General features: G+C 67.6%; 27 protein-coding genes. 7 read left to right on the top strand and 20 right to left on the bottom strand.

Features of this window, described 5'->3' with window-relative positions; translation table 11 throughout:
* The 6 genes from ACFVWG_RS33810 to ACFVWG_RS33785 all read right to left on the bottom strand — a co-directional run bounded on the left by ACFVWG_RS33810 (nt 1) and on the right by ACFVWG_RS33785 (nt 4,031).
* Entirely contained in the window at nt 1-600 is a 600-nt protein-coding gene (locus ACFVWG_RS33810; protein ID WP_391547534.1) for an O-methyltransferase, read from the bottom strand.
* Nucleotides 601-603: 3 nt separating this feature from the next.
* Nucleotides 604-927 carry a putative quinol monooxygenase gene (locus tag ACFVWG_RS33805; protein WP_391547533.1) on the bottom strand — a complete coding sequence of 108 codons (324 nt, stop codon included), beginning with the start codon at nt 925-927 and terminating at the stop codon, nt 604-606.
* A gap of 10 nt (nt 928-937) precedes the next feature.
* Complete coding sequence (locus ACFVWG_RS33800; protein ID WP_391547532.1) at nt 938-1,903, bottom strand: proline racemase family protein; 966 nt, start codon at nt 1,901-1,903, stop codon at nt 938-940.
* A 9-nt stretch (nt 1,904-1,912) separates the two neighbouring features.
* Entirely contained in the window at nt 1,913-2,089 is a 177-nt protein-coding gene (locus ACFVWG_RS33795; protein ID WP_391547531.1) for a hypothetical protein, read from the bottom strand.
* A gap of 259 nt (nt 2,090-2,348) precedes the next feature.
* Nucleotides 2,349-3,122 (bottom strand): ABC transporter permease, encoded by a 774-nt coding sequence (locus ACFVWG_RS33790; RefSeq protein ID WP_391547530.1) that lies wholly within the window; start codon nt 3,120-3,122, stop codon nt 2,349-2,351.
* Nucleotides 3,123-3,131: 9 nt separating this feature from the next.
* Entirely contained in the window at nt 3,132-4,031 is a 900-nt protein-coding gene (locus tag ACFVWG_RS33785) for an ATP-binding cassette domain-containing protein (RefSeq protein ID WP_391547529.1), read from the bottom strand.
* 82 nt (nt 4,032-4,113) lie between these two features.
* Between ACFVWG_RS33785 and ACFVWG_RS33780 the strand changes: the two genes are divergently transcribed.
* Nucleotides 4,114-4,848: a TetR/AcrR family transcriptional regulator gene (locus ACFVWG_RS33780; RefSeq protein ID WP_391547528.1), complete on the top strand. Its 735-nt coding sequence runs from the start codon at nt 4,114-4,116 to the stop codon at nt 4,846-4,848.
* Nucleotides 4,849-4,900: 52 nt separating this feature from the next.
* Here the strand turns inward: ACFVWG_RS33780 and ACFVWG_RS33775 are convergent, their stop codons facing one another.
* The 9 genes from ACFVWG_RS33775 to ACFVWG_RS33735 form a co-directional block, all read right to left on the bottom strand.
* Nucleotides 4,901-5,533, bottom strand: coding sequence for a nucleoside/nucleotide kinase family protein (locus ACFVWG_RS33775; protein WP_391547527.1), 633 nt, complete (start codon nt 5,531-5,533; stop codon nt 4,901-4,903).
* 133 nt (nt 5,534-5,666) lie between these two features.
* Complete coding sequence (locus ACFVWG_RS33770; protein WP_391547526.1) at nt 5,667-6,347, bottom strand: urease accessory protein UreD; 681 nt, start codon at nt 6,345-6,347, stop codon at nt 5,667-5,669.
* Nucleotides 6,331-7,050, bottom strand: coding sequence for an urease accessory protein UreG (gene ureG / locus ACFVWG_RS33765; protein ID WP_391547525.1), 720 nt, complete (start codon nt 7,048-7,050; stop codon nt 6,331-6,333). Before ureG ends, ACFVWG_RS33770 begins: the two co-directional genes overlap by 17 nt.
* Nucleotides 7,043-7,714, bottom strand: a complete 672-nt coding sequence (locus tag ACFVWG_RS33760) for an urease accessory protein UreF (RefSeq protein WP_391547524.1) — start codon at nt 7,712-7,714, stop codon at nt 7,043-7,045. The genes ureG and ACFVWG_RS33760 overlap by 8 nt, the downstream gene beginning before the upstream one ends.
* A gap of 118 nt (nt 7,715-7,832) precedes the next feature.
* Nucleotides 7,833-9,536, bottom strand: a complete 1,704-nt coding sequence (locus tag ACFVWG_RS33755; protein ID WP_391547523.1) for an urease subunit alpha — start codon at nt 9,534-9,536, stop codon at nt 7,833-7,835.
* Nucleotides 9,529-9,822 carry an urease subunit beta gene (gene ureB / locus ACFVWG_RS33750; protein ID WP_391547692.1) on the bottom strand — a complete coding sequence of 98 codons (294 nt, stop codon included), beginning with the start codon at nt 9,820-9,822 and terminating at the stop codon, nt 9,529-9,531. Before ureB ends, ACFVWG_RS33755 begins: the two co-directional genes overlap by 8 nt.
* Before the next feature lie 118 nt (nt 9,823-9,940).
* A complete protein-coding gene (locus ACFVWG_RS33745; protein WP_391547522.1) occupies nt 9,941-10,243 on the bottom strand; it encodes an urease subunit gamma in 303 nt (100 codons plus the stop codon).
* Complete coding sequence (locus ACFVWG_RS33740; RefSeq protein WP_391547521.1) at nt 10,240-11,877, bottom strand: purine-cytosine permease family protein; 1,638 nt, start codon at nt 11,875-11,877, stop codon at nt 10,240-10,242. Before ACFVWG_RS33740 ends, ACFVWG_RS33745 begins: the two co-directional genes overlap by 4 nt.
* A 103-nt stretch (nt 11,878-11,980) precedes the next feature.
* Nucleotides 11,981-12,376, bottom strand: coding sequence for a MarR family winged helix-turn-helix transcriptional regulator (locus ACFVWG_RS33735; protein ID WP_391547520.1), 396 nt, complete (start codon nt 12,374-12,376; stop codon nt 11,981-11,983).
* A gap of 100 nt (nt 12,377-12,476) precedes the next feature.
* Here ACFVWG_RS33735 and ACFVWG_RS33730 point away from each other — a divergent pair, with 100 nt between their 5' ends.
* Complete coding sequence (locus ACFVWG_RS33730) at nt 12,477-13,544, top strand: substrate-binding domain-containing protein (RefSeq protein ID WP_391547519.1); 1,068 nt, start codon at nt 12,477-12,479, stop codon at nt 13,542-13,544.
* 282 nt (nt 13,545-13,826) lie between these two features.
* Entirely contained in the window at nt 13,827-14,099 is a 273-nt protein-coding gene (locus ACFVWG_RS33725; RefSeq protein ID WP_391547518.1) for a hypothetical protein, read from the top strand.
* A 1,419-nt stretch (nt 14,100-15,518) separates the two neighbouring features.
* On the opposite strand, the gene ligD is transcribed toward ACFVWG_RS33725, so the two are convergent.
* The 3 genes from ligD to ACFVWG_RS33710 are packed head-to-tail and all read right to left on the bottom strand — an operon-like array spanning nt 15,519 to nt 18,890.
* Nucleotides 15,519-16,484, bottom strand: a complete 966-nt coding sequence (gene ligD, locus ACFVWG_RS33720) for a non-homologous end-joining DNA ligase (protein WP_391547517.1) — start codon at nt 16,482-16,484, stop codon at nt 15,519-15,521.
* Between the two features lie 38 nt (nt 16,485-16,522).
* Entirely contained in the window at nt 16,523-17,644 is a 1,122-nt protein-coding gene (locus ACFVWG_RS33715) for a branched-chain amino acid aminotransferase (protein WP_391547516.1), read from the bottom strand.
* A gap of 1 nt (nt 17,645) precedes the next feature.
* The gene (locus ACFVWG_RS33710) at nt 17,646-18,890 is read right to left on the bottom strand and encodes a multiprotein-bridging factor 1 family protein (protein WP_391547515.1); all 1,245 of its coding nucleotides are present in this window, start codon (nt 18,888-18,890) and stop codon (nt 17,646-17,648) included.
* Nucleotides 18,891-19,140: 250 nt separating this feature from the next.
* Between ACFVWG_RS33710 and ACFVWG_RS33705 the strand changes: the two genes are divergently transcribed.
* The 4 genes from ACFVWG_RS33705 to ACFVWG_RS33690 all read left to right on the top strand — a co-directional run bounded on the left by ACFVWG_RS33705 (nt 19,141) and on the right by ACFVWG_RS33690 (nt 24,676).
* Nucleotides 19,141-19,524, top strand: coding sequence for a hypothetical protein (locus ACFVWG_RS33705; RefSeq protein ID WP_391547514.1), 384 nt, complete (start codon nt 19,141-19,143; stop codon nt 19,522-19,524).
* 128 nt (nt 19,525-19,652) lie between these two features.
* Nucleotides 19,653-21,431, top strand: coding sequence for a chitinase (locus tag ACFVWG_RS33700; protein WP_391547513.1), 1,779 nt, complete (start codon nt 19,653-19,655; stop codon nt 21,429-21,431).
* Between the two features lie 114 nt (nt 21,432-21,545).
* The gene (locus ACFVWG_RS33695) at nt 21,546-23,207 is read left to right on the top strand and encodes an FAD-dependent oxidoreductase (RefSeq protein ID WP_391547512.1); all 1,662 of its coding nucleotides are present in this window, start codon (nt 21,546-21,548) and stop codon (nt 23,205-23,207) included.
* Nucleotides 23,207-24,676 carry an ATP-binding protein gene (locus ACFVWG_RS33690; RefSeq protein WP_391547511.1) on the top strand — a complete coding sequence of 490 codons (1,470 nt, stop codon included), beginning with the start codon at nt 23,207-23,209 and terminating at the stop codon, nt 24,674-24,676. Before ACFVWG_RS33695 ends, ACFVWG_RS33690 begins: the two co-directional genes overlap by 1 nt.
* 41 nt (nt 24,677-24,717) lie before the next feature.
* On the opposite strand, the gene ACFVWG_RS33685 is transcribed toward ACFVWG_RS33690, so the two are convergent.
* Entirely contained in the window at nt 24,718-25,155 is a 438-nt protein-coding gene (locus ACFVWG_RS33685; RefSeq protein WP_391547510.1) for a MarR family winged helix-turn-helix transcriptional regulator, read from the bottom strand.
* The gene (locus ACFVWG_RS33680; RefSeq protein ID WP_391547509.1) at nt 25,152-25,586 is read right to left on the bottom strand and encodes an SRPBCC family protein; all 435 of its coding nucleotides are present in this window, start codon (nt 25,584-25,586) and stop codon (nt 25,152-25,154) included. Before ACFVWG_RS33680 ends, ACFVWG_RS33685 begins: the two co-directional genes overlap by 4 nt.
* Nucleotides 25,587-25,600: the final 14 nt, after the last annotated feature.

The following is a 25,600-nucleotide window of genomic DNA, read 5'->3' as shown; positions in this document are numbered from 1 at the left end:
TTATGAAGCGGGCCGGCGCGTAGCGACGAGGGTGCAGAAGTCTGGCGCCAGCCGGAGCTCCGTTGCCAGGAGATCCGGGTGGGTGAGCCAGGCCAGTCGCTCCGCGTCGACGGCGCCTTCGTGGATCGGCGGCCACTCGGTCATCGGAGTGAAGTCGTCGTTCACCACGGTGCCGCCGGGACGCACCAGGAGCGACGGGTCGGTACCTGACCCATCCGTCAGGCTCCCGCCGCCGTCGAGCACCAGTAGGTCGAACGGCGCCCGGTCGGCGATGACAGACCAGTCGCCAGTCACGACCTCCACGTCGGCAACCCCGGCGAAGAGCTGCCGCACCCGAGCGGCCTGCTCTGCGTTGCGCTCGATGCTCACAATCCGTACGCCGGGCCGCCGGCCGCACACCAGCCACGCGAGACCCACCCCGCACCCCGTGCCGGTCTCGCCGATCACACTGTCCGCTCCTGAGGCCAGCGCCATCAGCAGCCGCCCCTGCTCCAGTCGGCAGGATGAGGTGAACCCGAGCTCAACAGCCAGGCTCACTGCGGCAGCGACCAGCTCAGGGACGTCAGCGCCCGCGTAGCTCTGGGTACCTGCGATCGACATGAGCTACTTGACGGCGAGTTCGCCGAGCTCGGACCAGTCGTTCTGGGGGACCTTGAAGTTGACGATGCGCGGAGTCTCGACCAGGTACGGCGGGAGGTCGCGCTGAGCGGCCTTGAAGTGCTCCGAGGTGACGTGGGCCGTGGCGGCGTCGTCGTCGGCGAAGGCCTCGACCAGGACGTACTCGTTCGGGTCGTCGAGAGAGCGGGACCAGTCGTACCAGAGGCAGCCGGGCTCGGCGCGGGTGGCGGCGGTGAAGTCGGCGGCGATGGACGGCCAGTCCTCGGCGGACTCGGGCTTCACGCGGAACTTCGCGGTGATGAAGATCATGGGTCTGACGTTAGCGCAGGGTGAACCCCGTGCCGAGGGGGTCGTGCGGGTCGAGAGTGAACGTGCTGGTGCCAGTCCGGTGCGCCAGGCCGGACACCTCAGTCAGGACTCCGGCTGGTGTCTCGGAGAGGACGCGGCCGCGGAACGTCGTACCGACGATGGAGTCGTGTGTCAGCACCTGGCCGGCACCCAGCAGGCCGTCGGCGTGCAGGAGGGCGAGGCGGGCGGACGTGCCGGATCCACACGGGGAGCGGTCCACCTGGCCGTCGGCGAAGATGGCGACGTTGCGCTGGTGCGGACCGTCAGCGGTCGGCCCGAGGTCGTCGTACAGGATGGTGCCGTAGATGCCGTTCAGCCGCGGGTCAGTCGGGTGTACGGCGACGTCGTTCAGGGCCCACTTGATCTGGCGGCCGATCGCGATCAGGTCGGCGTAGTGCTCCGGTACGACGGACAGTCCGACGGAGGAAGCGGGCACAGAGGCATAGAAGGCGCCACCGAAGCTGATGTCTGCGACGACACCGGCGACGGGCACTGCGCGTGCCAGCACGTACGACGCCACGTTCTGGAACGTCACGTCGGAGGACGTCACCCGAGCCACCACTCGCCCAGACGGTACGTCGATCACTACCTCGGTGACGCCATCTGGCGCAGCGGGGACCAGGCCGCTCTCTACTGCCCAGACGCCCAAGGCGATCGTCCCGTGTCCACATGCGGTCGAGTAGCCGTCCTTGTGCCAGAACAGCACGCCGAAGTGGGCGCCTGCATCATCCGGCGGTACGACGAAGCACCCGTACATGTCGGCATGCCCCCGCGGCTCATTGACCAGCAGTTGCCGTACGGCGTCGATAGCCGGAGTGGACTGCGCGGTGAGCCGCCTCTCGGCCACAGTGGAGCCAGGAACAGCCGGACCGCCGTCAGTGACGATGCGGAAGGGCTCTCCAGCGGTGTGATAGTCGACAACGCTCACAGGCTCCACATGGGCAGCCTATGCGGCACGCCGAGCGGCCAGCAGCGCACACCGCAGCTTGGCCTTGTCCGGGTAACCAGCGGCGAGGCCGATCTCGTAGACGTCGTGGCTGCGCATGTTCACCATTGCTGCGACGTACCAGACCGGGTTCCCCTCGGCCAGCATGGTGATGATCATGGTGGTGGTGGCGTTCATCCTGACCCTCTCCTCTGGTTGCTCTTACTGGTACGTCGAACCAGCACCCCGGGAATTGACACCACCGCTCGGAAAATTCTGGCTGGGAACAACGAAGCGCCCCGGTCGATGACCGGGGCGCTTGTCCGTGTGGGTCCCGGGGGGAGTGGGACCTCCACACGTTGGGGGGGACTTGGACATTAACAATCTCGCGGGGTCATGTCCGAACTATTTCGCTGGTTCCCGAAACACTGTCCGCTGAGCGGTGCGTTTCGTGCGCTCAACGGCGAGTCCGCTTCCGGTACAGCGAAGTCGCCAGCAGGACCGAGACCACGAGTAGACCACAACACCACGCGAGTGCGCGGACGCCGTTGTTTCCAACCGGTGCGCCGGTCAGAAACCCCCGTACCGTTTCAATCACTGGAGTGATTGGCTGGTGTGCGCTGATCGGCCGCAACCACGCCGGCATCGTGTCCGTCGGCACGAACGCACTACTGAGGTACGGCAGGAACAACATGAAGAAACTGAGTGTGCTGGCCGATTCCACCGACCGCGCGATCACACCGAGACCAGCAGCCAGCCATGACAGCGCAACGACGTACAGGAGCAGCAGTCCGATCGCAGCGAGCCAGTCAACGACCCCTGCGTTCGGCCGGAAGCCCATAGCGAGTGCAGCCAGTACGACGATCGCCGTCGACAGCGCATTGCGTGCGACGCTCGCTGCGACGTGGCCGGTGAGCACAGAGATGCTGCGAATCGGCAGTGAGCGCAGGCGATCGATCATGCCGCTGTTCATGTCGTCCGCAACCGCCATGGCAGTCGACGCGGCGCCGTACCCAGTGGTGAGCAGAAGGATGCCCGGGACGACGTAGTTCACGTACTGCGTGCCGGTGCTGATCGCACCGCCGAACACGTAGACGAACAGCGCCATCATCATGAGCGGGAGCAGGATCGCTGCGAACAGCGTTTCGAGGTTGCGGCGTACCAGGCGCACGCTGCGGTCGATCATCGTTGCCGTGTCCGACAATGCGGCGGCAACACCCTGGTGAGACATGAGCAGCTCCTAGGCGGTCAGCGCGAGGAAAACGTCGTCGAGTGTCGGGCGATGGGCGGCCACACGCTCCGGGTGGAGGCCGTTGTCGCGCAGTAGGTCCAGCAGGTGGTGCAGGTGCATCGCTGTGCCGTCAGATGGCACGCTGAGCACGCCGTCTGTGTGCACGGCTCGCAGTAGCGCGGTTGCCTTCAGCAGCTCCGGTTCGGTGGCGAACCGCAGTTCGATCCGCTCTCCACCGACCCGTGCCTTGAGTGCGTCGGCAGTGCCGGCCGCAGCGATGCGGCCGTGGTCCAGTAAGACGATGCGGTCGGCGAGCCGGTCCGCCTCTTCCAGGTACTGCGTGGTGAGCAGGATGGTGGTCCCGTCCCGGACCAGCTCACTGATCGCCTCCCACATGGTCGAGCGGCTGCCCGGGTCCAGTCCGGTGGTCGGCTCGTCCAGGAAGATCACCCGCGGCCGCGCGACCAGACTCATCGCCAGGTCGAGTCTCCGACGCATGCCGCCGGAGTAGGTCTTCACTCGCCGGTCCATCGCATCGGTGAGCCCGAACTGCTCCAGCAGCTCGCCGGTACGGCGGTGTGCTCCGCTCCGGCCGAGGTGCATCAGCCGGCCGACCATGACCAGGTTCTCCCGACCAGTCTGGTTCTCGTCGACCGCGGCGTACTGCCCGGTCAGGCTGATGACGCTCCGGACCGCGGGTGCCTGCCGGATGACGTCGTACCCGGCGACGGTCGCGTGGCCCGCGTCGGGGCGGATCAGTGTGCTCAGGATCCGCACGATGGTGGTTTTGCCCGCGCCGTTCGGGCCGAGCAGGGCGAGCACGGAGCCCTCCGGCACGGCCAGGTCGATCCCGGTCAGCACCTCGGTCGCGCCGTACGACTTCCGGAGTCCGGTGGTCTCGACGATCATGATCCCCTCCTTATTGCGTATCCAATACGCTAAATAGCGTAGCAGGTACGCATTGGTGGTTCGCAAGCCCTAGACTGAGGGAGTGGATGAGCTGCCGGCCGACGTGGCCCTGATGTGGCGCCTGCGGGAGACACCGCGGCGCGGGCCGAAGCCGACGCTGACCCTGGACGACATCGTCCGGGCCGCGATCGAGATCGCCGACGCGGACAACGACCTGGCCGCGGTCTCGATGGCGCGGGTCGCCGAGCGGCTGGGCAACTCCACGATGGCGCTCTACCGGCACGTGAAGAGCAAGGACGATCTCCTCGTGCTGATGTCGGACGCGGCGCTCGAGCGCCCGGAGTCGCTGCCCGCCGACGTCGACTGGCGGACCGGGCTGACGATCTGGGCCGACGCCGTGATGACTGCGGTGCGCAAACACCGCTGGTACGCGAAGCTCCCGATCTCCGGACCGCCCGCCGGCCCGAACAACCTTGCCTGGTTCGACTCCGCCCTCGGCGCGCTGTCCGGCACCGGACTCTCGGCGGAGGCGAAGGTCGGCATCGTGATGGGCCTGATGACCTTAGTCCAGGGTGAGATCCGGATGTCGCTGGAGCTGGCGGCGGGGTTCGCCGACAACCCGGACACTTTCCGCCAGTACGGCGCGACGCTGGCTCGCGTGATCGACCCACGGCAACTGCCTGCGCTGGCGCGGGTGCTGGACGCGGGGGTCTTCGACGACGTCGGCGACTTCGAAAAGAACAGCGAGCAGGACTTCGACTTCGGGCTGCAGCTCTACCTGGACGGGGTCGCGGCCTTCATCGAGCGAGTCAGCTGAGCATCGAGCGGGTCAGCTGAGCATCGAGCGGGTCAGCTGAGCATTGAGCGGGTCAGTTGAGCTGGACGATCGCGTCCGCCGACTTCGCCGTCGCGGCGATCAGCTGGGCGTTGCGCTCGTCGCTGCCGAAGGTGCGCTCGTGCGCCTCCTCCTTGGAGCGGCCGAAGTGCATGTGCCGAGCTTCGAGTCGCTGGTGCCGCAGCTCCTCGGAGACCTCGACGTACCAGCACTGATCGAGCACCGTGCGGACAGTTGCCCATGGCATCTCATCGAGCAGCAGATAGTTGCCCTCGGTCACGACCAGGCTGACCTCCGGTGCGACCCCGATGCTGGCGGCAATCGAGTCCTCAAGCCCGCGGTCGAAACGCGGTGCCCAGATCGGCTCGGTCGATGCCTCCTTCAACCTTTTGAGCAAGGCAACAAATCCGTAGCCGTCGAAGGTGTGCGGCGCGCCCTTCACTTCCGCGAGCCCAAGCTCTTCGAGCACGGACTGCGCCAGGTGGTACCCATCCATCGGCACCAACGCCACCTGATGCCCCTCGGCCGTCAGCCTCGCGGCGAGGTGCTCGGCGAACGTCGACTTCCCCGCGGCCGGCGCTCCACAGATGCCCAGGATCCGTCGTTCACCACTGGTCGCCAGCTCAACCGCCAGGTCGAACGCGGCCTCCGAATCAAGTGTGCGCACCCGCCGATCCTAGAACGCCCCGGTCGCCTGCCGCCCGCTTTGCGCACGCAAGCGGACCGCCATCACCCAGTAACCCCTGGCCGACGCCGGCCCGCACGCTCAGCATCGGCGCGCGCGCCCCGGTTTCGGGGACTTAGTGGGTGATGGGCGTCCGTTCGCCGAGGTCGCTCTCGTGCTGCTGGTCCACCAGGCGGCGCGCGATCGACCCGCAGCCCTCGAGCTGCAAAATGTGCGGGGCCTCGGGCAGGCGATGGCCGAGGGCGGTCACGGTGTCGAGGCAGCGGGACTGGCCGAGGATCGCCCAGCCCGTGCGGTTCTCCGGGCTGAGGTCGAGGTCCTCGGCCAGCAACAGCTCCGACCCGACCCACGCGCGGGTCTGGGTCTGCAGGCTGCCGCCGACTTCGCCGTACCGGCCGAGGACGAGGGACTCGCGGATCTCGGCCGTGCAGCCTCGTTCCAGGCGCACGGTTGTCGATCGGGTGACGTCCGCGTCGGCGGCGACCACGAACGGTTCGCCGTACCAATGCAGGCTCGCGCCGTCGGTGAGCTCGACCGCAACGTCCCACCGCGCAGACGAACCCCGCATCGCGTACGCGACCGTCCCAGCCGTTTCGACGATCTCGAGGCGGATCGGGCCGGACACCACGACCTCGATCCGCACCTGATCCCCGGCGAGCAGCAACGCACCGGCCGCCACCAGGGCAACCCGTACGACGCCGGCCGGCCCAGGGAGCCGGCGCGGCGACAGGTGATCCGTGATCAGCACACAGCGGTCGCGAACCGGATCAGCGACGACCTCAATGCGAGTGGGCATGGGTGTGCGAGATCATGACGCCGTTCTCGTCGACGTGCGAGTGCGGTGCCATCGGGCCGGGGTCGACCGGGGTGTGGCCGCCGTCCCGGACGATCTTGGTCATCGCCAGCACCCAGTCCTTCAGGCCGGCCACCGATGCCGCGTCATGCCGGGACAGCGCGAGTACCGGCTTACCGTTCCGCGCGGCCTCGGCGTCTTTCACCATTTGCTCGACGTCAACGCCGACGTACTGGGCGAGGTCGGTCTTGTTGACCACCAGCAGGTCGGCGCGCGCGATGCCGGGGCCGCCCTTGCGCGCGACGTCACCACCGCCGGCCACGTCGAGCACGAAGATCTGCGCGTCGACCAGGGCGGGGGAGAAGGTCGCGGTCAGGTTGTCGCCGCCGGACTCGACCAGTACGACGTCCAGTGGGGCGAAGTCGCGTTCGAGATCCTCGACGGCGATCAGGTTCGGCGTGACGTCGTCGCGGATCGCGGTGTGCGGGCAGGCGCCGGTCTCGACGGCGCGGATGCGCTCGGGGTCGAGTACGCCGGCCGAACGGAGCAGACGTGCGTCCTCGTCGGTGTAGATGTCGTTGGTGATCACGCCGAGGCGCAGCTCGTCGGCGAGTTCGCGGCAGATGGTCGCGATCAGCGAGCTCTTCCCGGTACCGACCGGTCCGGCGACGCCGAGCCGGAACGAACGAGTCGTGGTGTCAGGCATGGAACAACCTCATTCTCTCGATGGCATGCTGCTCCGCGAACTGGTCGATCAGCGGTGCGCCGCCGGAGGGGATCTTCTCGATGTCGGTCAGTGGCGCGACGTCGTTGACGAGCCGCTCGATGTCGTCGTGCAACGCGGCCAGCCAGGTGACCGCGCCTGCTGGATCTACCGGCAGCAACTTCAGGGAGGCGGCGACCACCGTCTGCGCGTCGTCGTACGCGACCAGCCGCGCAACCTGCTCGGCCGACAGCCCGGTCACTGCGCCGATCACGCCGATGACGACCGGGCGTGCGATCTCGCCGTCCCTTGGCAGGCAGTTCAGTACGTCGGGCCAGACCCGCTCGGCCAACCGCAGATACGCCCGGCCCTGACGTCGCGACGCGGTCCGCAGCGCGCGGCTGGGTGTCCGCGCCGCCCACGCCGCCTCGAGTTCGGTGAGAGCCTGGCGGTCCGAGTTGTGCCGAGCCAGTACGGCGACCGCGGCCTCGGTCCGCGTGACCGTGCGGAGCCGGTCGCGGGCGTACTCGCCGACGTCGGCCAACTGCTTGCCGTCGGCACCTAATCCCGCGCGGACGGCGGGCTCGAGTCCCGCCGACTGCGTGTGGCCGCCGGTGGGGAGACGGCCATCCGCCAGCATCAACGCGACAACCTCCGGCGAGCTCACCCGACCACCTCACGCGACGCGCGACTTCCGCCGTACCGGCCTGTGGTGGGTAGCTCGCTCATTGGCGGTTTTTCGTCGCCCAGCACCCAAAAACGACCAACTAACGCGAGTGTGCTCATCAGAACATCGCGTAGAGCTGGGCCAGCGGGAGGACCGAGGCGGGGGAGGGCTCGACGGGGTCGCCGTCGACCGCGATCGCGAATGTCTCCGGGTCGATGTCGATCGTCGGGAGCGCGGAGTTGTTCTTCATGTCCGCCTTCCCGATCTCGCGCGTCGGCCGTACGCCGGCCAACCGCCGACGCAACCCGAGGCGCCCGGCCAGCCCGTCGTCCAGCGCCGCCGGCGATACGAACGTCACCGACAGGTCCGCGCCGATCGCGTCCCCGAACGACGGCCGCATCAGCACCGGCTGCGGGGTCGGGATCGACGCGTTCGGATCACCCAATGCGGCCCACGCGATCGCGCCGCCCTTGATCACCAGGCGCGGCCGGACCCCGAAGTACTGGGGATCCCACAGCACCAGATCCGCCAGTTTCCCGACCTCGACCGAACCGATCTCGTGATCGATGCCGTGGGCAATGGCCGGGTTGATCGTGTACTTGGCGACATACCGCCGGGCCCGCTCGTTGTCGGCCGGCAACCCGCCGTCGAGGGCACCGCGCCGGTGCTTCATCACGTGTGCGACCTGCCAGGTCCGCGTGATCACCTCGCCGATCCGGCCCATCGCCTGCGCGTCCGACGACGTGACCGACAGTGCGCCGAGGTCGTGCAGGATGTCCTCGGCCGCGATCGTGGTCGCCCGGATCCGCGACTCGGCGAACGCAAGATCCTCCGGTACGTCGGGACTCAGGTGATGGCAGACCATCAGCATGTCGAGGTGTTCGGCGACCGTGTTCACCGTGTGCGGCAGCGTGGGGTTGGTCGAGCCCGGGATGACATGCGGGTACGCCGCGATCGACAGGATGTCCGGCGCGTGACCACCGCCCGCGCCCTCCACGTGGAACGCGTGAATCGACCGGCCCGCGATCGCGCCGAGCGTCGACTCGACGAACCCGGCCTCGTTCAGGCTGTCCGCATGCAGGGCAACCTGCAGCCCCCAGTCGTCGGCCGCCCGCAGCGCGGTGTCGATCGCCGCCGGAGTCGAACCCCAGTCCTCATGCACCTTGTACCCGGCCGCGCCGGCCAGCGCCTGCTCGGCGAGTGCCTCTGCGCTGACCGTGTTCCCCTTGCCCAGCAGGAGAATGTTGAGCGGGTACGCGTCCAGACTCCGGTGCATCTGCTCGAGGTGCCATGCACCCGGCGTCACGGTCGTCGCCTTCGACCCCTCACTCGGCCCGGTCCCACCGCCCGCCACCGTCGTGATCCCAGTCGCCAGCGCCTCATGCAGCTGCGACGGCGACAACAGGTGCACGTGCGAGTCGAACGCGCCCGCCGTGAGGATCCGTCCCTCACCCGCGATCACATCCGTCGACGGCCCGATCCGCAGCGCCGGATGAACGCCGTCCGCGATATCAGGGTTCCCCGCCCGCCCCAACGCAACGATCCGCCCATCCCGAATCCCCACGTCGGCCCGAACGATCCCCCACCAGTCCAGCACCACCACATTGGTGATGACCGTGTCCGGCGCACCCTCCGCCCGCGTAGCCGTCCCCTGAGCCATCGACTCCCGGATCGACTTCCCGCCCCCGAACACGACCTCCTCACCCCCGACAGTCCGGTCCTCCTCCACCTCGATCCACAGATCGGTGTCAGCCAGCCGAACCTGGTCCCCCACCGTCGGCCCGTACAACGCCGCATAAGCCGCCCGAGAAATCTCAACCATGACGCTTCACCTGGATTCCGGGGACGAGGCGGGCGCCCTTGAGCGCTACCAGGTTGACCTCGCGGGATGCGCCGGGCTCGAAGCGTTGCGACGTACCGGAGGGGATGTCGAGGCGGAAACCGGCGGCTGCCTCGCGGTCGAAGGCGAGGGCGGTGTTCGCATCGGGGAGGTGCAGGTGCGAGCCGATCTGGACCGGGCGGTCGCCGGTGTTCACGATCACCAGTCGCAAACGCTCGTCCGGAGTGCGATCGGCGTTCAACACGATCGTGCCCGGCCGGGTGCGGATCGCCCCTGGCCCAGTCGGGCCGCCTGAGGTGGGTACAGCGTCGCCCGGGGCGGGTGCTGCTGGGTGCGTCCCCTGCTCTTCCTTACTAAGTCTACTCGGCTCTGCCATCGGGGCCGCCTTAAATAATTGGGTTGTGGATAGTGACGAGCTTGCGGCCGTCGGGGAAGGTGGCTTCGATCTGGACGTCGTGGAGGAGTTCGGCGACGCCGGGCATGACCTGGTCGCGGGTGAGGACTTCGCGGCCGGTGTGCATGAGGTCGGCGACGGCGGCGCCTTCGCGGGCGCGTTCGATCACCCACGTGCTCAGCAACGCCACCGCCTCGGGGTGGTTGAGGAGGACTCCCCGGGCCAGCCGGTCGCGGGCGACCATGCCGGCCACGGAGAGGAGGAGCTTCTCCACGTCGGAGGGGGTGAAGTTCATGACTGCGATGGTAGGACGTGATCGGCGACCTTGTCGGTGCTCAGGCAGAGTGAGCAGACGGCGGCGTCGTGGGTGAGGCAGGCGGTCATGTCGGGGCGCTCGTAGTCCTGGCGGCAAACATGACACGTCAGTACGTCGCCAGACGGGTTGCCGTGGTCGTCGTACATGGGCAGGTCGAGTCCATCGTCGGTACGACGCAAGTAGTACTTACCGCGAGTCGCCACAGCCAGCACCGGGGGGAGGACGAGGGCAAGCCCGATCGCGACCAAGGGCGAGTACGGCCTGATCGCAGATCCGAGTCCACCGAAGAACACGAGGATCGACACCCCAGCAGCGACACCCATCGACACGAACCCGACTGGGTTGACGGCGTACAGCATGCCCCGCCGGAACTCAGGGTGCAGCGGCGACAGCTTCAGCAGGTACTTGTTGAAGACGATGTCGGAGGCAACGACCACGATCCACGCCATCCCGCAGTTCGCGTAGAACCCGAGGATCGTGTTGAGGAAGTCGAACATGTTCGCCTCCATCAACACCAGCGCGATCAACAGGTTGACGGCCAGGAACACCAGCCGGCCCGGGTAGTGCCGGGTCAACCGCGTGTACGAGTTCGTCCACGCCAGTGAACCCGAGTACGCGTTCGTCACGTTGATCTTCACCTGACTGATCACGACCAGTACGACGGCCAGCGTCATCGCGAGCCACCCCGGCAGGAACCCGCGGTAGATCTCCAGGAACTGATGCACCGGCTGGTTCGCAATCGCCGCTCCGCCGTCGACCTGAGCAATCACATAGACAGCCAGGAACAATCCGATGACCTGCTTGAGCGCACCGAAGATGACCCAGCCCGGCCCGGCAAGCAGTACGGCGGTCCACCAGCGGCGTGAGTTCTCGGGCGTCTTCGGCGGCATGAAGCGCAGGTAGTCGATCTGCTCGGCGATCTGTGCGATCAGCGACAGACAGACGCCGGCCGCGAGCAGCATCGAGCCGAAGTTCGCATCCGGCCCGTAGTTGAGGAACGTCGAGACCGAGTCCGGGTGCGACACCACCAGATACACGAACGGCAGCACCATCAGGATCAGCCAGAGCGGCGTCGTCCAGACCTGCAGCGTCGACAGCACCTTCATCCCGTAGATCACCAGCGGGAAGATCACCAACGTGGACACGGCGTACCCGAGCCACACCGGAATGCCGAGCCCCAACTGCAGACCCTGCGCCATGATCGAGCCTTCGAGCGCGAAGAAGATGAACGTGAACGACGCGAAGATCACGTTGGTGACGACCGAGCCGTAGTACCCGAAGCCGCTGCCGCGGGTGATCAGGTCGAGGTCGATGTTGTACCGGGCGGCGTAGTACGCGAGCGGCAGACCGGTCGCGAAGATCACCACCGCGAAGATGCCGATGCCCCACAGCGCGTTCGTGGTCCCGTATGAGATGCCGATGTTCGCGCCTATCGCGAAGTCGGCCAGGTACGCGATCCCGCCGAGCGCGGAGACGGCGACGACGCCGGTGGACCAGCGGCGGTAGCTGCGCGGCGCGAACCGCAGCGTGTAGTCCTCGAGCGTCTCCCGCGTCGCGGCAGACTGAGTTGGCTCAGGGGTGGTGCGGTGGTCGAGCGAGGGTTCAACAGACATGGCGGAACTCCTGGCGGCACCTTCGGGCGAGTGGTGCTCCGGTGGCCCGGCGACGCTGCCGGCAGGGGATGCACCCGAATGGAAGGAACCTAGGAAGCGCGTGTTACCGCTGTGTTGCCGATCCGCTACGTTCGTGTATTTCCATCTGGAAGTAATCCGCGAGCTCAGCCTCAAGCTCCCGCTGTACGGCGCTCACCCGCGCCGCGACCGTGGACCCGACCGGCGACAGCGCGGCGACGATCCGGCGCTTGTCGGCCGCATGCACCCGGCGCACGATCAGACCGCGCTCGACCAGCTTGTCCACATGCCGCGTCAGGCTGGCAGCAGGCAGTACGGCGGCCTCGGCCAGCACCGACATCGGCTGGCCCGGTTCCTCATGCAACGCAGCCATGATTCGCCACTGCTCGATCGTCAGCTCGAACTCGTCGAGCAGCTCCTGCAGACCGAGCTCGATCCGGCGCTCGGCGCGCTTGAGCAGTAGGAGCAAACTGGTCGGCACGGCACCCCCTCGGTCTACGTGGTGGGAAATATAGCTCTTCGCTCGAAGTTCCGCCTCCGATTCGGTCACACTGATCAGGTCGCGGGCAGAGGAGGTGACAGTGCGTCGTACGGACGTGGTCTCGATCGCCTTCGTCGTTCCCCGGCAAGGGCCGACCGGCCTCTACGGACCCTCCTGCCTCGCCTGCGGCCAACTCGCCGTCGAGCAGCTCAACGCCGGCAACGGCATCGCGGGGCGACGGATCGAGCTCGTGTACGTCGATGCCGGCCGCGCGCCGGAGGTGGTCGCGGACGAGGTCGGGCGGCTCGTGGACAGCGGCCGGGTCGATGCAGTAGCGGGCTGGCACATTTCGGCGGTCCGGGTCGCGCTCGCGCGGCGGATCGGCGGGCGGGTCGTGTATGCGTTCGCCGCGATGCACGAAGGCGCTGACGATACGCCCGGGGTGTTCCTGCTGGGGGAGCGTCCGGTCAATCAGTTGCTCCCGGCAGCGGCCTGGTTGCGTGAACATCATGGCGCGCGCCGATGGGTTGTCGTAGGCAACGATTACGTCTATCCGCGAGTGACCGGCTCAGTGGCGCGAGAAGCCTTGCAGGACAAGGGTTCCGAGATCATCCACTCGGCCTATGTTCCCCTCGGTACGTCGGACTTTCGCGGCGTACTGGATGAGCTGCGGACGACGCCGGCCGACGGCGTGATCATGCTGCTGATGGGTCAGGACGCGGTGCACTTCAACCGGCAGTTCGCCCGGGCCGGGCTGAGTGATCGGCTGCTTCGGCTCAGCCCGGCGATCGAGGAGAACACGCTCCTCGGCGCCGGTGCTGGCGCCAACGACGGATTGTTCGCTGCGGCGGCGTACTTCGACGGTCCGCACACGGTCGAGAGTGGCGAGTTCGCGCGGACCTACTACGCCCGGTTCGGGCCGTTCGCGCCGGCGCTGAATGCGGTCGGGGAATCCTGCTACGAGGCGATCCGCTTCCTGGCTCGCCTCGGTGAGATCGCGGGCTCGATCGACATCGGCTCGGTGGCCGCGCTGCGGAGCGGTCATTTCTACGACAGCCCACGCGGCTTGATGCGGCTCGACGGGAACCTGGTCGACCAGGACGTCTACCTCGCCGCCGCCGACGGCCTCGAATTCACCATCCAGGAGCAGATCACCCACATCGGCTGAGGCCTCGGCTGCGACTGATCTGCGCAGCGACAGGACGTATACGTCTGCGACGACGCCTGGGCCGGTGGCTTCCCGCCTGTGACGGCATCTACGTATATGACTACCTCCTGTCCCTCTGCGGGTGAACTCAGGCGAGGTAGCCGTCGGGGCGGATGAGGATCTCGTCGCCGTCGGCCGCGTGGTAGGCGGCGAAGGCGCTGGGGGAGGTGTAGCGCCCTGGCCAATGTCGACGGTGTGCGGGTGGGTGGCCGGGGTGGTGGGGGAGAAGCGGAGGAGGGTTTCGTGCGGCCCGCGGAAAAGGTCGAACAGGCGCAGCTGGTTGCCGTCGGCATCGATCAGTACGGCGTCGGGGGCGCGGTCGCCGGAGGTGATCGGGCGGGTGTCGGTGAGGTCGCGGTAGGAGATGTCGAGCTGTCGGGTGCTCTCCCCGCGGTCCATCGCAGACTCGTCGCCGTCGAGGTGCTTCTGCATCAGGTCCTCGCTGATCGAGCGCCGCGGACCGCTGACACTCACCAACCTCCGGTACGGCGCGGAGCTCCCGCCTGCATGCGGTGACGAGGTGGCCCGTCTGCGAGGTTGGTGAGTGCTGGCGGTCCGCCGGGGTTCCGGTTCACCCCCTCGGGCTGGGCACGGCTGCGCCCGGTCCGGTAAGACGTCTGGTTGCTCGTCGCCGCACTTCATGTGCACTCGTCGGGGGCTTGCACCCCCTGTCGTGCCCTTCAACAAGTTATGACCTGTTCCCGCCCACCGCTTCTTGTTCAAGCCCCCGAGTGGCGGCTGTGGCTGAGCCGGTACGGCGGGGGTGGTTGCTCGCCATTCCGTCTTCGGCCGGGGGCGTGGGCTTGTGGTTGCTCGCCGCCGCGGCCGATTGACAGTGGCGGGTGGCTGGCCTGGGCGCGGGGCTGAGGGGGATGGTGCGCTAGTCGATCGCGTGCCCGTTGTTTGAGCTTCCGGGCTGTGGCTGGGGTCCAGGATCCGCGCTGAGTGGAAACTTCTGGTCGCCATCTGCACAAAATGTTCCACCCAGCGGCTGGGGACGACCGGCGTCGGGCCTGTTCCGCGTTATCGGTGAGTTTTCGGGTCCATGCGCCGAAAAAGTCACCGGTAACGAGCAGGCGGACCCCCAAGCGCGGGGTTGGTCGCGCTAGTTGGTGAGTTTTAGGGACTCGGTGACGAAAATCCACCAATTAGCGAGCCGGGCGGACCGGAGCGTGGGGTGGGTCGCGTTAGTTGGCGAGTTTTAGGGACCCGGTGACGAAAATCCACCAATTAGCGAGGGTTGCCGGTCGCGGCAGTACCCCCAGCACCCCCGGCCCCTGCCATCTGATGGGTTACCCCATGAGGTGGCGGGTTTTGGACTCGCATGCGGGTGCAGAACCCACAAGCTGGTGGGGGAACCCATGAGATGCGGAGGGGGCGGGGGCCTGTGCGGGAGCGTTCGCCACGGTGGGTCACTTTTCAGGCTTCGTTGCTACTGGCGGCAACCGAAGCCCGGAAGCTCAGGCGGCGGCAACTGTGGTCGCCGGCGGATCCATCTCCCTCAGCCACGCGCCGGGCTCAGCCATCCGTCACTGTAAATCGGCCGCAGCGGCGAGCAACCCAAGGCACACATCCCCGGCCGCAGACGGAATGGCGAGCAACCACAAGACGCACGTCTCCGGCCGCAACCGAAGCCCGGAAGCTCAGGCGACGGGAACCGTGGTCGCCGGCGGATCCATCTCCCTCAGCCACGCGCCGGGCGTCAGCCACCCGTCACTGTAAATCGGCCGCAGCGGCGAGCAACCGTAGGCGCACGTCTCCGGCCGCAGTTGGATTGGCGAGCAACCACACGTCGTACATGTCCGGCCGCAGACGGATCGGCGAGCAACCACGAGCCGCGTCCCCGGCCGCTGTCGGATCGGCGGGCAACCACAGTCGTACGTGACTGGCCGCATCGGAGCGGCGGGCGACCGAACGCCGTACGGGACCGGCCGGCTAGTCCTCGGGGGGAGGGGGTTCTTCGGCGCCTTCGCGTTCGTCGCGGTCGGCCCACTCGAGGAGGGGCGCCAGCTTGTACGAGGTGTCGTCGATGGTGGCGTGGAGGTCACCTAGGTCGGCGAAGCGAGCCGGGACCGTGGCGATGGTGAAGGCTTTGGGGTCGACGGTGTCGATCTCGTCCCAGGTGATGGGCGTGGAGACCGTGCCTTCGGGGTTGCCGCGGACTGAGTAGGCGCTGGCGATGGTGTGGTCGCGGGCGTTCTGGTTGTAGTCCACGAAGAGTTTTTTGGGGTCGCGATCCTTGCGCCACCAGGTGGTGGTCACGTCGTCGGGTGCACGCCGCTCCACCTCACGTGCGAACGCGAGTGCAGCCCGCCGTACGTCGCCGAATCCGTACTCGGGCTCGACCCGGACGTAAATGTGGATCCCTGAACCGCCAGACGTCTTCGGGTAGCCCGTCATGCCTAGGTCGTCGAGCACCTCATGTACGACGTGAGCGACGCTGCGGACGCGGTCGAAGGGGCAGTCCGGCATCGGGTCGAGGTCGATCCGCCACTCGTCCGGCTTCTCGGTGTCGGTACGACGGGAGTTCCAGGGGTGGAACTCGACTGTCGACATCTGCACGGCCCAGGCCACGTGGGCGACCTCGGTGACGCACAGCTCGTCGGCGGTGCGGTTGTACCGCGGGAACTTGACCTGGACGGTCTCCATCCACGGCGGTGCGCCGTTCGGTAGGCGCTTCTGATGCACCTTGTCGCCGGAGACCCCGGATGGGAATCGGTGCAGCATGCACGGCCGCTCCCGCAGCGCGCGGACGATGCCGTCGGCCACGGACAGGTAGTAGTTGACCAGGTCCAGCTTCGTCTCGCCGCGGGCAGGGAAGTACACCCGGTCCGGATTCGAGATCCGGACCGTCCGCTCGCCGACCTCCAGCTCAACCGCCGGAGACTTCTCCTTGGCCATGCCCACAACCTAACCGCAGCCACAGACAAACGGCAGTACTACGCCAATCGCGTCAGCCAGCCGCGCGTGTCGGGCACTCGTCCGTACTGCACGTCGAGCAGCGCAGCGCGGATCTTGGCGGTGACCGGGCCGGTCTCCTCGCTGATGGTCAGGTCGCCGTCCGGCCAGGCCAGGCGGCCGATCGGGGTGATGACGGCGGCCGTGCCCGAGGCGAAGACCTCGGTGATCTCGCCGGTCCGGACGCCGTCCTTCCACTCGTCGGCGGAGATCCGGCGCTCCTCCACCTGATGCCCGAGGTCGGCCGCCAGATCAAGCACGGAGGCGCGGGTGACGCCGGCCAGGATCGAGCCGGACAACTCCGGGGTGACGATGCGGCCGTCGGCGTACACGAAGAACATGTTCATGCTGCCGATCTCTTCGAGCCACTTGCGCTCGATGGCCTCGACGAAGGCAACCTGCTCACAGCCGTTCGCGACGGCTTCCGCCAGGCCGACGAGGCTGGCGGCGTAGTTGCTGCCGCACTTGGCTGCCCCGGTCCCGCCTGGCGTCGCGCGCACGGTGGAGGTGGTCAGCCAGATCGAGACGGGCCGGGGGCCAGTGTCGAAGTACGGGCCGGCCGGTGATGCGATGACGCCGAACAGCACCTCGTGGGCAGGCCGCACACTCAGTGCGGCCTCGGTGGCGATCATGTACGGCCGCAGGTACAGGCTGGTCTCACCATCGGTGGACGACGGCACCCACACCTCGTCCACTGTCACCAGTGCTCGGAGTGCCGCAACGAACGCGTCCTCGGGCACCTGCGGCAGTGCGAGCCGTTGAGCGCTCGCAGTGAACCGGGCGGCGTTACGGTCCGGCCGGAACGCCCACACCGATCCATCTGCATGCCGGTAGGCCTTCAGACCCTCGAAAATCTCTTGTGAGTAATGCAGTACGGCGGCGGCCGGGCTCACCCGAAGGGGTGCGTACGCCGTCACCTTCTGGTCGTGCCAGCCGCCGTCGAGCGTCCAGTTCGCCACCACCATGTGGTCGGTGAACTTCAGACCGAAGGTCGGGTTGGCCAGGATGGCCTCCCGTGCCTCGGCACTGGCCGGATCGCTTCGCAGCTCCACTGCAAAGTCCCACACGTCATTCGCCGTCGTTTCTGCAGTCACCCCCGGCACGCTACTCCCGACCGCGGCCCCACGACGACTCGCTGCCCACAGTGCGGCCGGTCCACGCGCGCCGAGCCGTCAGCAGCTCGAGGTCGTGCAGGCCGGTCAGCCCTGGCTCACGCCTGCGAGTGCTGGTCAGCACGCGCTCGGCAGCGGCATACACATACGTCGTGTGCCACTCGTCCGGCAGCTCGATCAGCACGCGCATAGCGGTCGCCAGCGCAGCCGCGCCCTGGCCACTCCCGGTGAAGCACTCGGCCATCGCCAGCTCCAGCAGGGCCCGCTGCTCCAATCTCTCGCTGGGACAGAGCTCCAGTGCGCGCGCGAACATCAGACAACCGGCCGTCCAGTAGCCGAGGCTCGCGCAGACGCTCCCCTCCACCGCAAGCACCTCGTACGGCGTCCAGCCGCCGCCGGTGCTTGCCGTAGGCAACTCGTTGGCGTGGCTGAGCACCTGTGGCAGCAACACGTGTGCCTCGACGACACGATCGAGCTCGGCGAGGACTCGTGCCCGCGCCGAGCGGGCCCTGAGCATCCAGTCCGGACGGAGTGGTTCTTGCTGGGCCAACGTCACCGCCTCGTCGGCCAGCATCAGAAGCTGCGGCAGCGCGCGCCCCTCAGCAAGCCCACTGGTCACCTCGCGACTGAGCACGAGACTGCGCAGCCCGGGCTCGCCGAGTGCTTCGGCCAGCTGTCGGGCGCCCCACCACCAGCGCCTGGCCTCACCGGAGCGCCCGCAGGCGGTGAGGGTCTCCGCGATCGAGAGACTGAGCTCTGTCTGCCGGGTCTCATCCGCTGTCTGCCGTCCGATCTGCAGCGCGCTCAACTCACGCACCAGCTCGGGCAACCGCTGCGTTGCGGGGAGGCACTGCAGACCGCCGAGCCACTCCGCCCAATCCGCCTCGGGGAAGTCAGCTGCCTCCGGGCAAGTGGCCGCCAGTTGCTGCCAGGCGGCGGCCAGTGGATCTGGCTGGACCGCGGGTGCAGTGGGTCGGGGCTTGGGATGGGTCCGGCGATAGGTCTCGGACAGCCGGTCGCCGGTGCCGAGCTCGCCGTCGCAGCGGCGCGCCAGGTCGGCCGATCCCGGGCGCTGGCCGCGCTCCACCTGGGACAGGTAGCTGTGGTCGAAGCCGACGCGGCCGGCGAGTTGGCGCAGGCTCAAGCCGGCCGCCTGCCTGCACTGTCTCAACTGCAGGCCGAACGCCGGCCTGCCGGATGCCGTGATGGATGTGGTTTCGGTCCGGGCCTCGGTCACAGGATCGCCCCCGTTCGTGCTGCGGGCCCTCCGGCCCGCTCGCTGGTACGCCTGGTGGTTGCGGTGCGTGGCGTGAACGCTACAAGGCCTCTCCGACAAAACTGGTGGTGTTGGGCCGGTAGACGTGTGGGCTGCTGTGGGGTGTGGGCTGCTGTGGGGTGTGGGCTGGTTCCGTGGAGGTGTGGGCTGTTCGGGGAGCCCACTGCTCACACCTGGTGGGGCAGGTCGCAGGTGGGCAATTCTTGTTGGCATGAACACGATGCGGCGGCAGGCTCGGCTCTTTCGGCTGGTGCGGCATGCCGACGCCTCCGGGCTGCGGGGGACCGGCACGCTGGCCGAGGGGGTGGAGTGGTCCGACGGCTCCGTTGCGCTGCGCTGGCGTGGGCCTTGGGCGAGCACCTCCAGCTGGGATCGCATCGAAGCGCTCCTCGCCGTGCACGCCACGGACGGGCGCACCTTGCTGCACTGGTGGTCCGACCCGGCTCCGGTGCCCCGAGCCGACACTGCTGTCGTTGCCCCGAGCGCTGCTGTTGACCCGGTGCCGAGTGCCGCGGTGTGGTTGCCGGCGCCTGGGGCGGACGGTTTGTGCTCGCGCTGCGGTCGGTTCTGGCCGTGTCTCAGCTGTGGGCCCTGAGCCTGCTGCGACCGCCCTGACCTGGCGGTTATCGGACAGGGACGGCAACCCGACAGGCCAACGCATTGACCCCGGAGTTATAAAGCCTCTCTACTAAATGCACCCCAACCGCCCCCGGGAGGTCCACCATGCGTTCCTGGCGTTCACGGTTCCTGACTGTCCTCGTCGGATTGCTGCTGGTGGTCGTCGGCGGAGCCCAGACGGCGCAGGCGGCGAACATCCTGACCAATCCAGGGTTCGAGACCGGCTCGCTGAGCGGCTGGACCTGTTCGGGCGGGTCTGTCGTCAGCAGTCCGGTGCATACCGGGGGCTTCGCGCTCAACGGTGCAGTGTCGAGTGGTGACTTCGCCCAGTGCAGTCAAACCGTGACGGTGCTGCCCAATACGGCGTACACACTGTCCGGCTGGGTGCGCGGCTCTTATGTCTACCTGGGCGTCACCGGCGGCTCCTCTACCTGGACGCCGTCAGCTGCGAGCTACACGCAGTTGAGCGTCTCGTTCACGACCACGGCGAGTCAGACGTCCGCCCAGATCTACGTCCACGGCTGGTACGGACAACCGGCGTACCAGGCCGATGACATCAACCTGGACGGGCCGGGCGGTCCCTCCAACCCAGGGGCGCCTGGTGCTCCTGGTGCGCCGAGTGTGACCAGTACGACGAACAGTGCGATCGGACTGAGTTGGGGCGCCGCGACCGGCACGGTCACCGGCTATCGCGTGTACGAGGGATCGACCGTCGTACAGACAGTGACTGGTACGACGGCGACGGTCAGCGGGTTGACGGCGTGCACCAGCCACAGCTACACCGTTGCCGCGTACAACAGTGTGGGGGAGTCTCCCAAGTCAGGTGCGGTGTCCGGGACGACCACTGGGTGTACCAACACCGGGCTGCCGAAGCATGCGTTGATCGGTTACCTGCATGCGAGTTTCGCCAACGGCTCCGGGTATCTGCGGATGGCCGACGTACCGAGTGAGTGGAACATCATCAACCTCTCCTTCGGGGAGCCGACCTCGGCCACGTCCGGAGACATCCGGTTCAACCGTTGCCCGGTGAGCGAGTGCCCGAGCGTCGAGAGCGATGCGGACTTCCTGGCCGCGATCAAGGCCAAACAGGCCGCAGGTAAGAAGGTGCTGCTCTCGATCGGCGGACAGAACGGACTGGTCCAGCTGACCACCGCTGGGGCCCGGGACACGTTCGTGAACTCAGTGAGCGCGATCATCGACCGCTGGGGTCTGGACGGGCTGGACGTCGACTTCGAGGGCCACTCGCTCTACCTGGACCCCAACGACACAGATTTCCGCAACCCGACCACTCCGGTCGTGGTGAACCTGATCTCGGCGCTGAAGTCGCTCAAGGCGAAGTACGGGTCGAAGTTCGTGCTGACGATGGCACCGGAGACCTTCTTCGTGCAGATCGGCTACCAGTTCTACGGTCCGGGCACGAACGGTGGTGACGCCCGCCGGGGGTCCTACCTGCCGGTGATCCACGCGCTGCGGGACTCTCTCACTGTCCTGCACGTCCAGGACTACAACTCCGGTCCCGTGATGGGGCTGGACAACCAGTACCACACCATGGGCGGCGCAGACTTCCACATCGCGATGACCGACATGGTCAAGGCGGGCTTCCCGGTCGGGACCACCGGACAGACGTTCCCCGGGCTGCGGGAGGACCAGATCGCGTTCGGTGTGCCGGCCGCGACCAGTGCGGGTAACGGGTACACCGCACCGGCCGCCGTACAGCAGGCGGTGGACTGTCTGGCCAAGGGCCAGAACTGCGGTGGCTACACCCTGCGGGGCGGCGCCTCACCGGCGTTCCGTGGACTGATGACGTGGTCGATCAACTGGGACAAGTACTACAACTGGGAGTTCCGGAACAGCCACGCCCCGTACCTTGCGGCCCTTCCCTAACGGGAGCCGTGAGCCCGGCCCCGTCGTTCGGTCCGCGCCCCGCCCCCGCGGACCGAACCGGGGCCTGTGGATGATCGCTGCCTGTTTGTGGGTTTTCGCTGGTATCAATGAGGCATGACAGCGTCGACTTCCCGCCCGGTGATCCTCACCGTGGACGACGACCCGGGCGTTTCCCGGTCGATCGCCCGTGACCTCCGCCGGCGGTATGCCGAGGAAAACCGCATCGTCCGGGCAGAGACCCCGGGCCAGGCCCTGGACGCCCTGAAGGAGCTCAAGCTCCGGGGCGAGCCGGTGGCACTCCTGCTGGCCGACTACCGGATGCCCCAGATGTCCGGCATCGAGTTCCTCGAGGCCGCGATGGACCTCTATCCCCTCGCCCGCCGCGTCCTGCTGACGGCCTACGCCGACACGGACGCCGCGATCCAGGCGATCAACGTGGTCGACCTCGACCACTACCTGCTGAAACCGTGGAACCCGCCGGAGGAGAAGCTCTACCCGGTGGTCGACTCGATGCTGGAGCTCTGGAAGTCGACACCGGCGGTGTCGTCCGACGAGACCCGGGTGATCGGCCACCGCTGGTCGGCCCCTTCCTTCGCCGCCCGCGACTTCCTGGCCCGGAACGCGGTGCCGTACCAGTGGCTCGGTGTGGACGACGAGGAGAGCAAGCGGCTGCTCGAAGCGGCCGGTGTGGACGGTTCGACCCTGCCGGTGATCATCACGCCGGACGGGGAGGTGCTGGTCGCGCCGAGCGAGTCGGAGCTGGCCGACAAGGTCGGTCTGGCCACCAACCCGGCAGCTGAGTTCTATGACCTCGTAGTGGTCGGTGGCGGTCCAGCTGGTCTCGGTGCGGCCGTGTACGGCGCCAGTGAGGGGCTGCGGACCGTGCTGGTCGAGCAGGTCGCCACTGGTGGTCAGGCTGGTCAGTCGAGCCGGATCGAGAACTACCTGGGCTTCCCGGACGGGGTGTCCGGTGCTCAGCTCACGGACCGGGCCCGGCGGCAGGCAGTCCGGTTCGGTGCTGAGCTACTGACGGCCCGGCAGGTGGTTGGGCTCGAGACGATCGGTTCGGCTCGGCGACTCAAGTTCTCCGACGGCAGCGAGATCTCTGCCCACTCCGTCATTCTGGCGACCGGTGTGGCGTACCGGCAGCTCGATGCTCCCGGGATGGACGACCTGAACGGCCGCGGCATCTACTACGGCGCCGCCACGACCGAGGGCCCGAGTTGTGCCGGCCAGGAGGTCTACATCATCGGCGGGGCGAACTCCGCCGGTCAGGCCGCGGTCTATTTCTCGAAACATGCGTCACGCGTGCATATGCTGGTAAGAGGTCCCTCACTCGAGGCGACCATGTCGTCGTACCTGATCGATCAGATCGCCGGCATCGACAACATCGAGGTGCACACCTGCACGCAGGTGGTCTCCTGCAAGGGTTCGGAACACTTGGAGCGCGTGACGCTGGTCAACAGTGCCTCCGGGGAGAGCCGGGAGGTGGACACGGAGTGGATGTTCGTGTTCATCGGAGCGGCCCCACGGACGGACTGGCTGCCCGGCGACCTGCTGCGCGACGAGCGCGGCTTCGTGCTGACCGGACCGGACCTGCGTGGACGGCCACCCGGCTGGGCCCTGGACCGCGACCCCTACCACCTGGAGACGAGCATGCCCGGCGTCTTCGCGGCCGGGGACGTGCGGGCCGAGTCCGTCAAGCGGGTCGCCTCGGCGGTCGGTGACGGTGCGATGGCCGTGACCCTGGTGCACCGATACCTGGAGATGCTCTGATGACTGTGGCTGACAACGACACCGGCGAACTCCGCCGGATGACTCGGGACGAGCTGCGCACGCTGTTCCTGTTCGAGGCACTGAACGACGAGCAGCTCGACTGGATCGCGCGCGAGGGGTACGTCATCCACGTCGAGGAGGGGCGGGTCTTCCAGGAGGGCGCGGAGGCGACCTGCTGCTACCTGCTGCTCTCCGGGACGCTCCGGATGTGCAAGCTGCTGCAGGGCGAAGAGGTGGAGACCAACCGCAGCTCCCAGCGCGGTGTCTACGCAGGTGCCTTCAGTGCTTTCTTCGGTGACGAGGAGAGCAACACGTACAACACGTCGATGTACGTGCTGGAGCCGTCGGACTTCTTCGTGATCGACGCCCGGACGATGGCGACGATGATGAACACCTGGTTCCCGATGGCCGTGCACCTGATCGAGGGCTTCGTGATGGGCTCCCGCCGCAGCAACGAGACGATCGGCCAGCGTGAGCGGCTGCTGGCTCTTGGCTCGCTGTCGGCCGGTCTGACCCACGAGCTCAACAACCCGGCGGCGGCTGCGGTCCGAGCTGCGGCGACGCTGCGGCAGCGCGTGGCCGGCATGCGTCACAAGCTGGCGATGCTGGCTGACGGGACGCTCGACGCGACCAAGCTGCACAAGATCGTCGCCATCCAAGAGGATGCGGTCGAGCGCGTGGCCAAGGCCCGCGATATGTCCGTCATGGAGCAGAGCGACGCCGAGGACGAGCTGTCCGACTGGCTGGACGACCACGGAGTCCGTGACAGCTGGGACGTCGCGCCGGTGCTCGCCGCGGTCGGCCTCGACGCCGACTGGATGGAGGGCGTGCGTGGGGCGGTCGGTGACGAGTACCTCGAAGGTGCTGTCCGCTGGCTGATGTACACGATCGACACCGAGTCGCTGATGAACGAGATCGACGACTCGGTCACCCGGATCTCCACGCTGGTCGGCGCCGCCAAGCAGTACTCGCAGATCGACCGAGCGCCGTACCAGGTGGTTGATCTGCGCGAACTGCTGAAGTCGACACTGGTGATGATGTCGGGCAAGCTCGACGGCCTGACGGTCGTGAAGGAGTTCGACCCCGAGCTGCCGCAGATCCCGGCGTACGCCGCGGAGCTCAACCAGGTCTGGACGAACATCATCGACAATGCGGTCCAGGCGATGAACGGCTCCGGCACGCTGACCATCCGCACCCGTCGCGACGGCCAGTACGTCGTCGTCGAGATCGGCGACACCGGACCGGGCATCCCGGCCGACATCCGCACCCGGATCTTCGAGCCCTTCTTCACCACCAAGCCCATCGGCGAAGGCACGGGTCTCGGCCTCGACATCTCCTGGCGCATCGTCGTGAAGAAACACCACGGCGACCTCCGGGTCGACTCCAAGCCCGGCGAGACCTGGTTCAAGATCGTGCTGCCGGTAGATCCCGAGGCAGAGATCCAGGCCCAGGGATCCTTGATCTCCTAGTGACACAGAATTCCGGTACGGCGCGTGGCCGCGGCCGCGCGCTAATCCGGGGCAGCGACCCCGCGCAAGGTGGTCCGCAGGGCGCTGGAGTCTGAACCGAAGACGGCCTGATCGATGTCGCGGGCGATCTTGGTCGCCCGCCGGACGAGGTTGCGCCCCTCGGTGGTCAGTTGCAGACGCAGCATCCGGGCATCGGTGTTGTCGCGCTCGCGCGTGAGCAGGTTGCGTTGTTCGAGGGTGCTGATGACCTTGGAGGTCATCATCCGATCGGTACCGGCCTCGGCGGCGACCTCCTGCTGAGTCGGCGCGGGGCCGACGTGGGCGAGCCACCCGACCGAGGCGAGTAGCAGGAACTGGGTGTGCGTCAGCCCGAGCGGCTTGAGCGCTTCGGATAGCCGTGCACGCCAGGAGAGAGCGGCGTGATGGAGCCAGAACCCGGTCGAGACCGTAGGGCCTGAGTCGGGACGGTCGGGTGTCACGCCGCAGCCAAGCGTCGGCGGGCGATCTCCTGCTCGAGCGCGGACCAGGTGAGGGTCAGGTCCGCTCGGATGCGGCGCCCGAAGTACAGGGCGAACAGCGGAACCAACGGCCCGGTGATGGTGATCAGCTTGTGGCAGCGGATCTGACCAGATCCGGCGGCGGTGAAGGTTGAGGTGCCGCGCATCATCCCGCCGGGAAGCCGGCACTCGGAGCTCCAGCGATGCTCGGGCTCGACCTCGGTGATCGTCCATTCCGTCCCCGGGCCGGATCGTGGTTTCGACCAGCCGATCGAGCCTGCGGCGAAGGGGCCGTCCAGTCGCGCGTCCTGTTCGTGCGGGTCCCAGCTCGGCCAGCCTGCGACGTCGGAGGTGATGGCCCAGACCTCGGTGAGGTCGCCGGTGATGACGCTGTCCGCTTCGATCGTGTACATGCCGAGCTCCAACT

Source organism: Kribbella sp. NPDC058245 (assembly GCF_042882005.1).
Classification (GTDB): domain Bacteria; phylum Actinomycetota; class Actinomycetes; order Propionibacteriales; family Kribbellaceae; genus Kribbella.
Note: the sequence above shows the minus strand (reverse complement) of the source record. Positions and strands in the feature narration are given on the sequence as shown.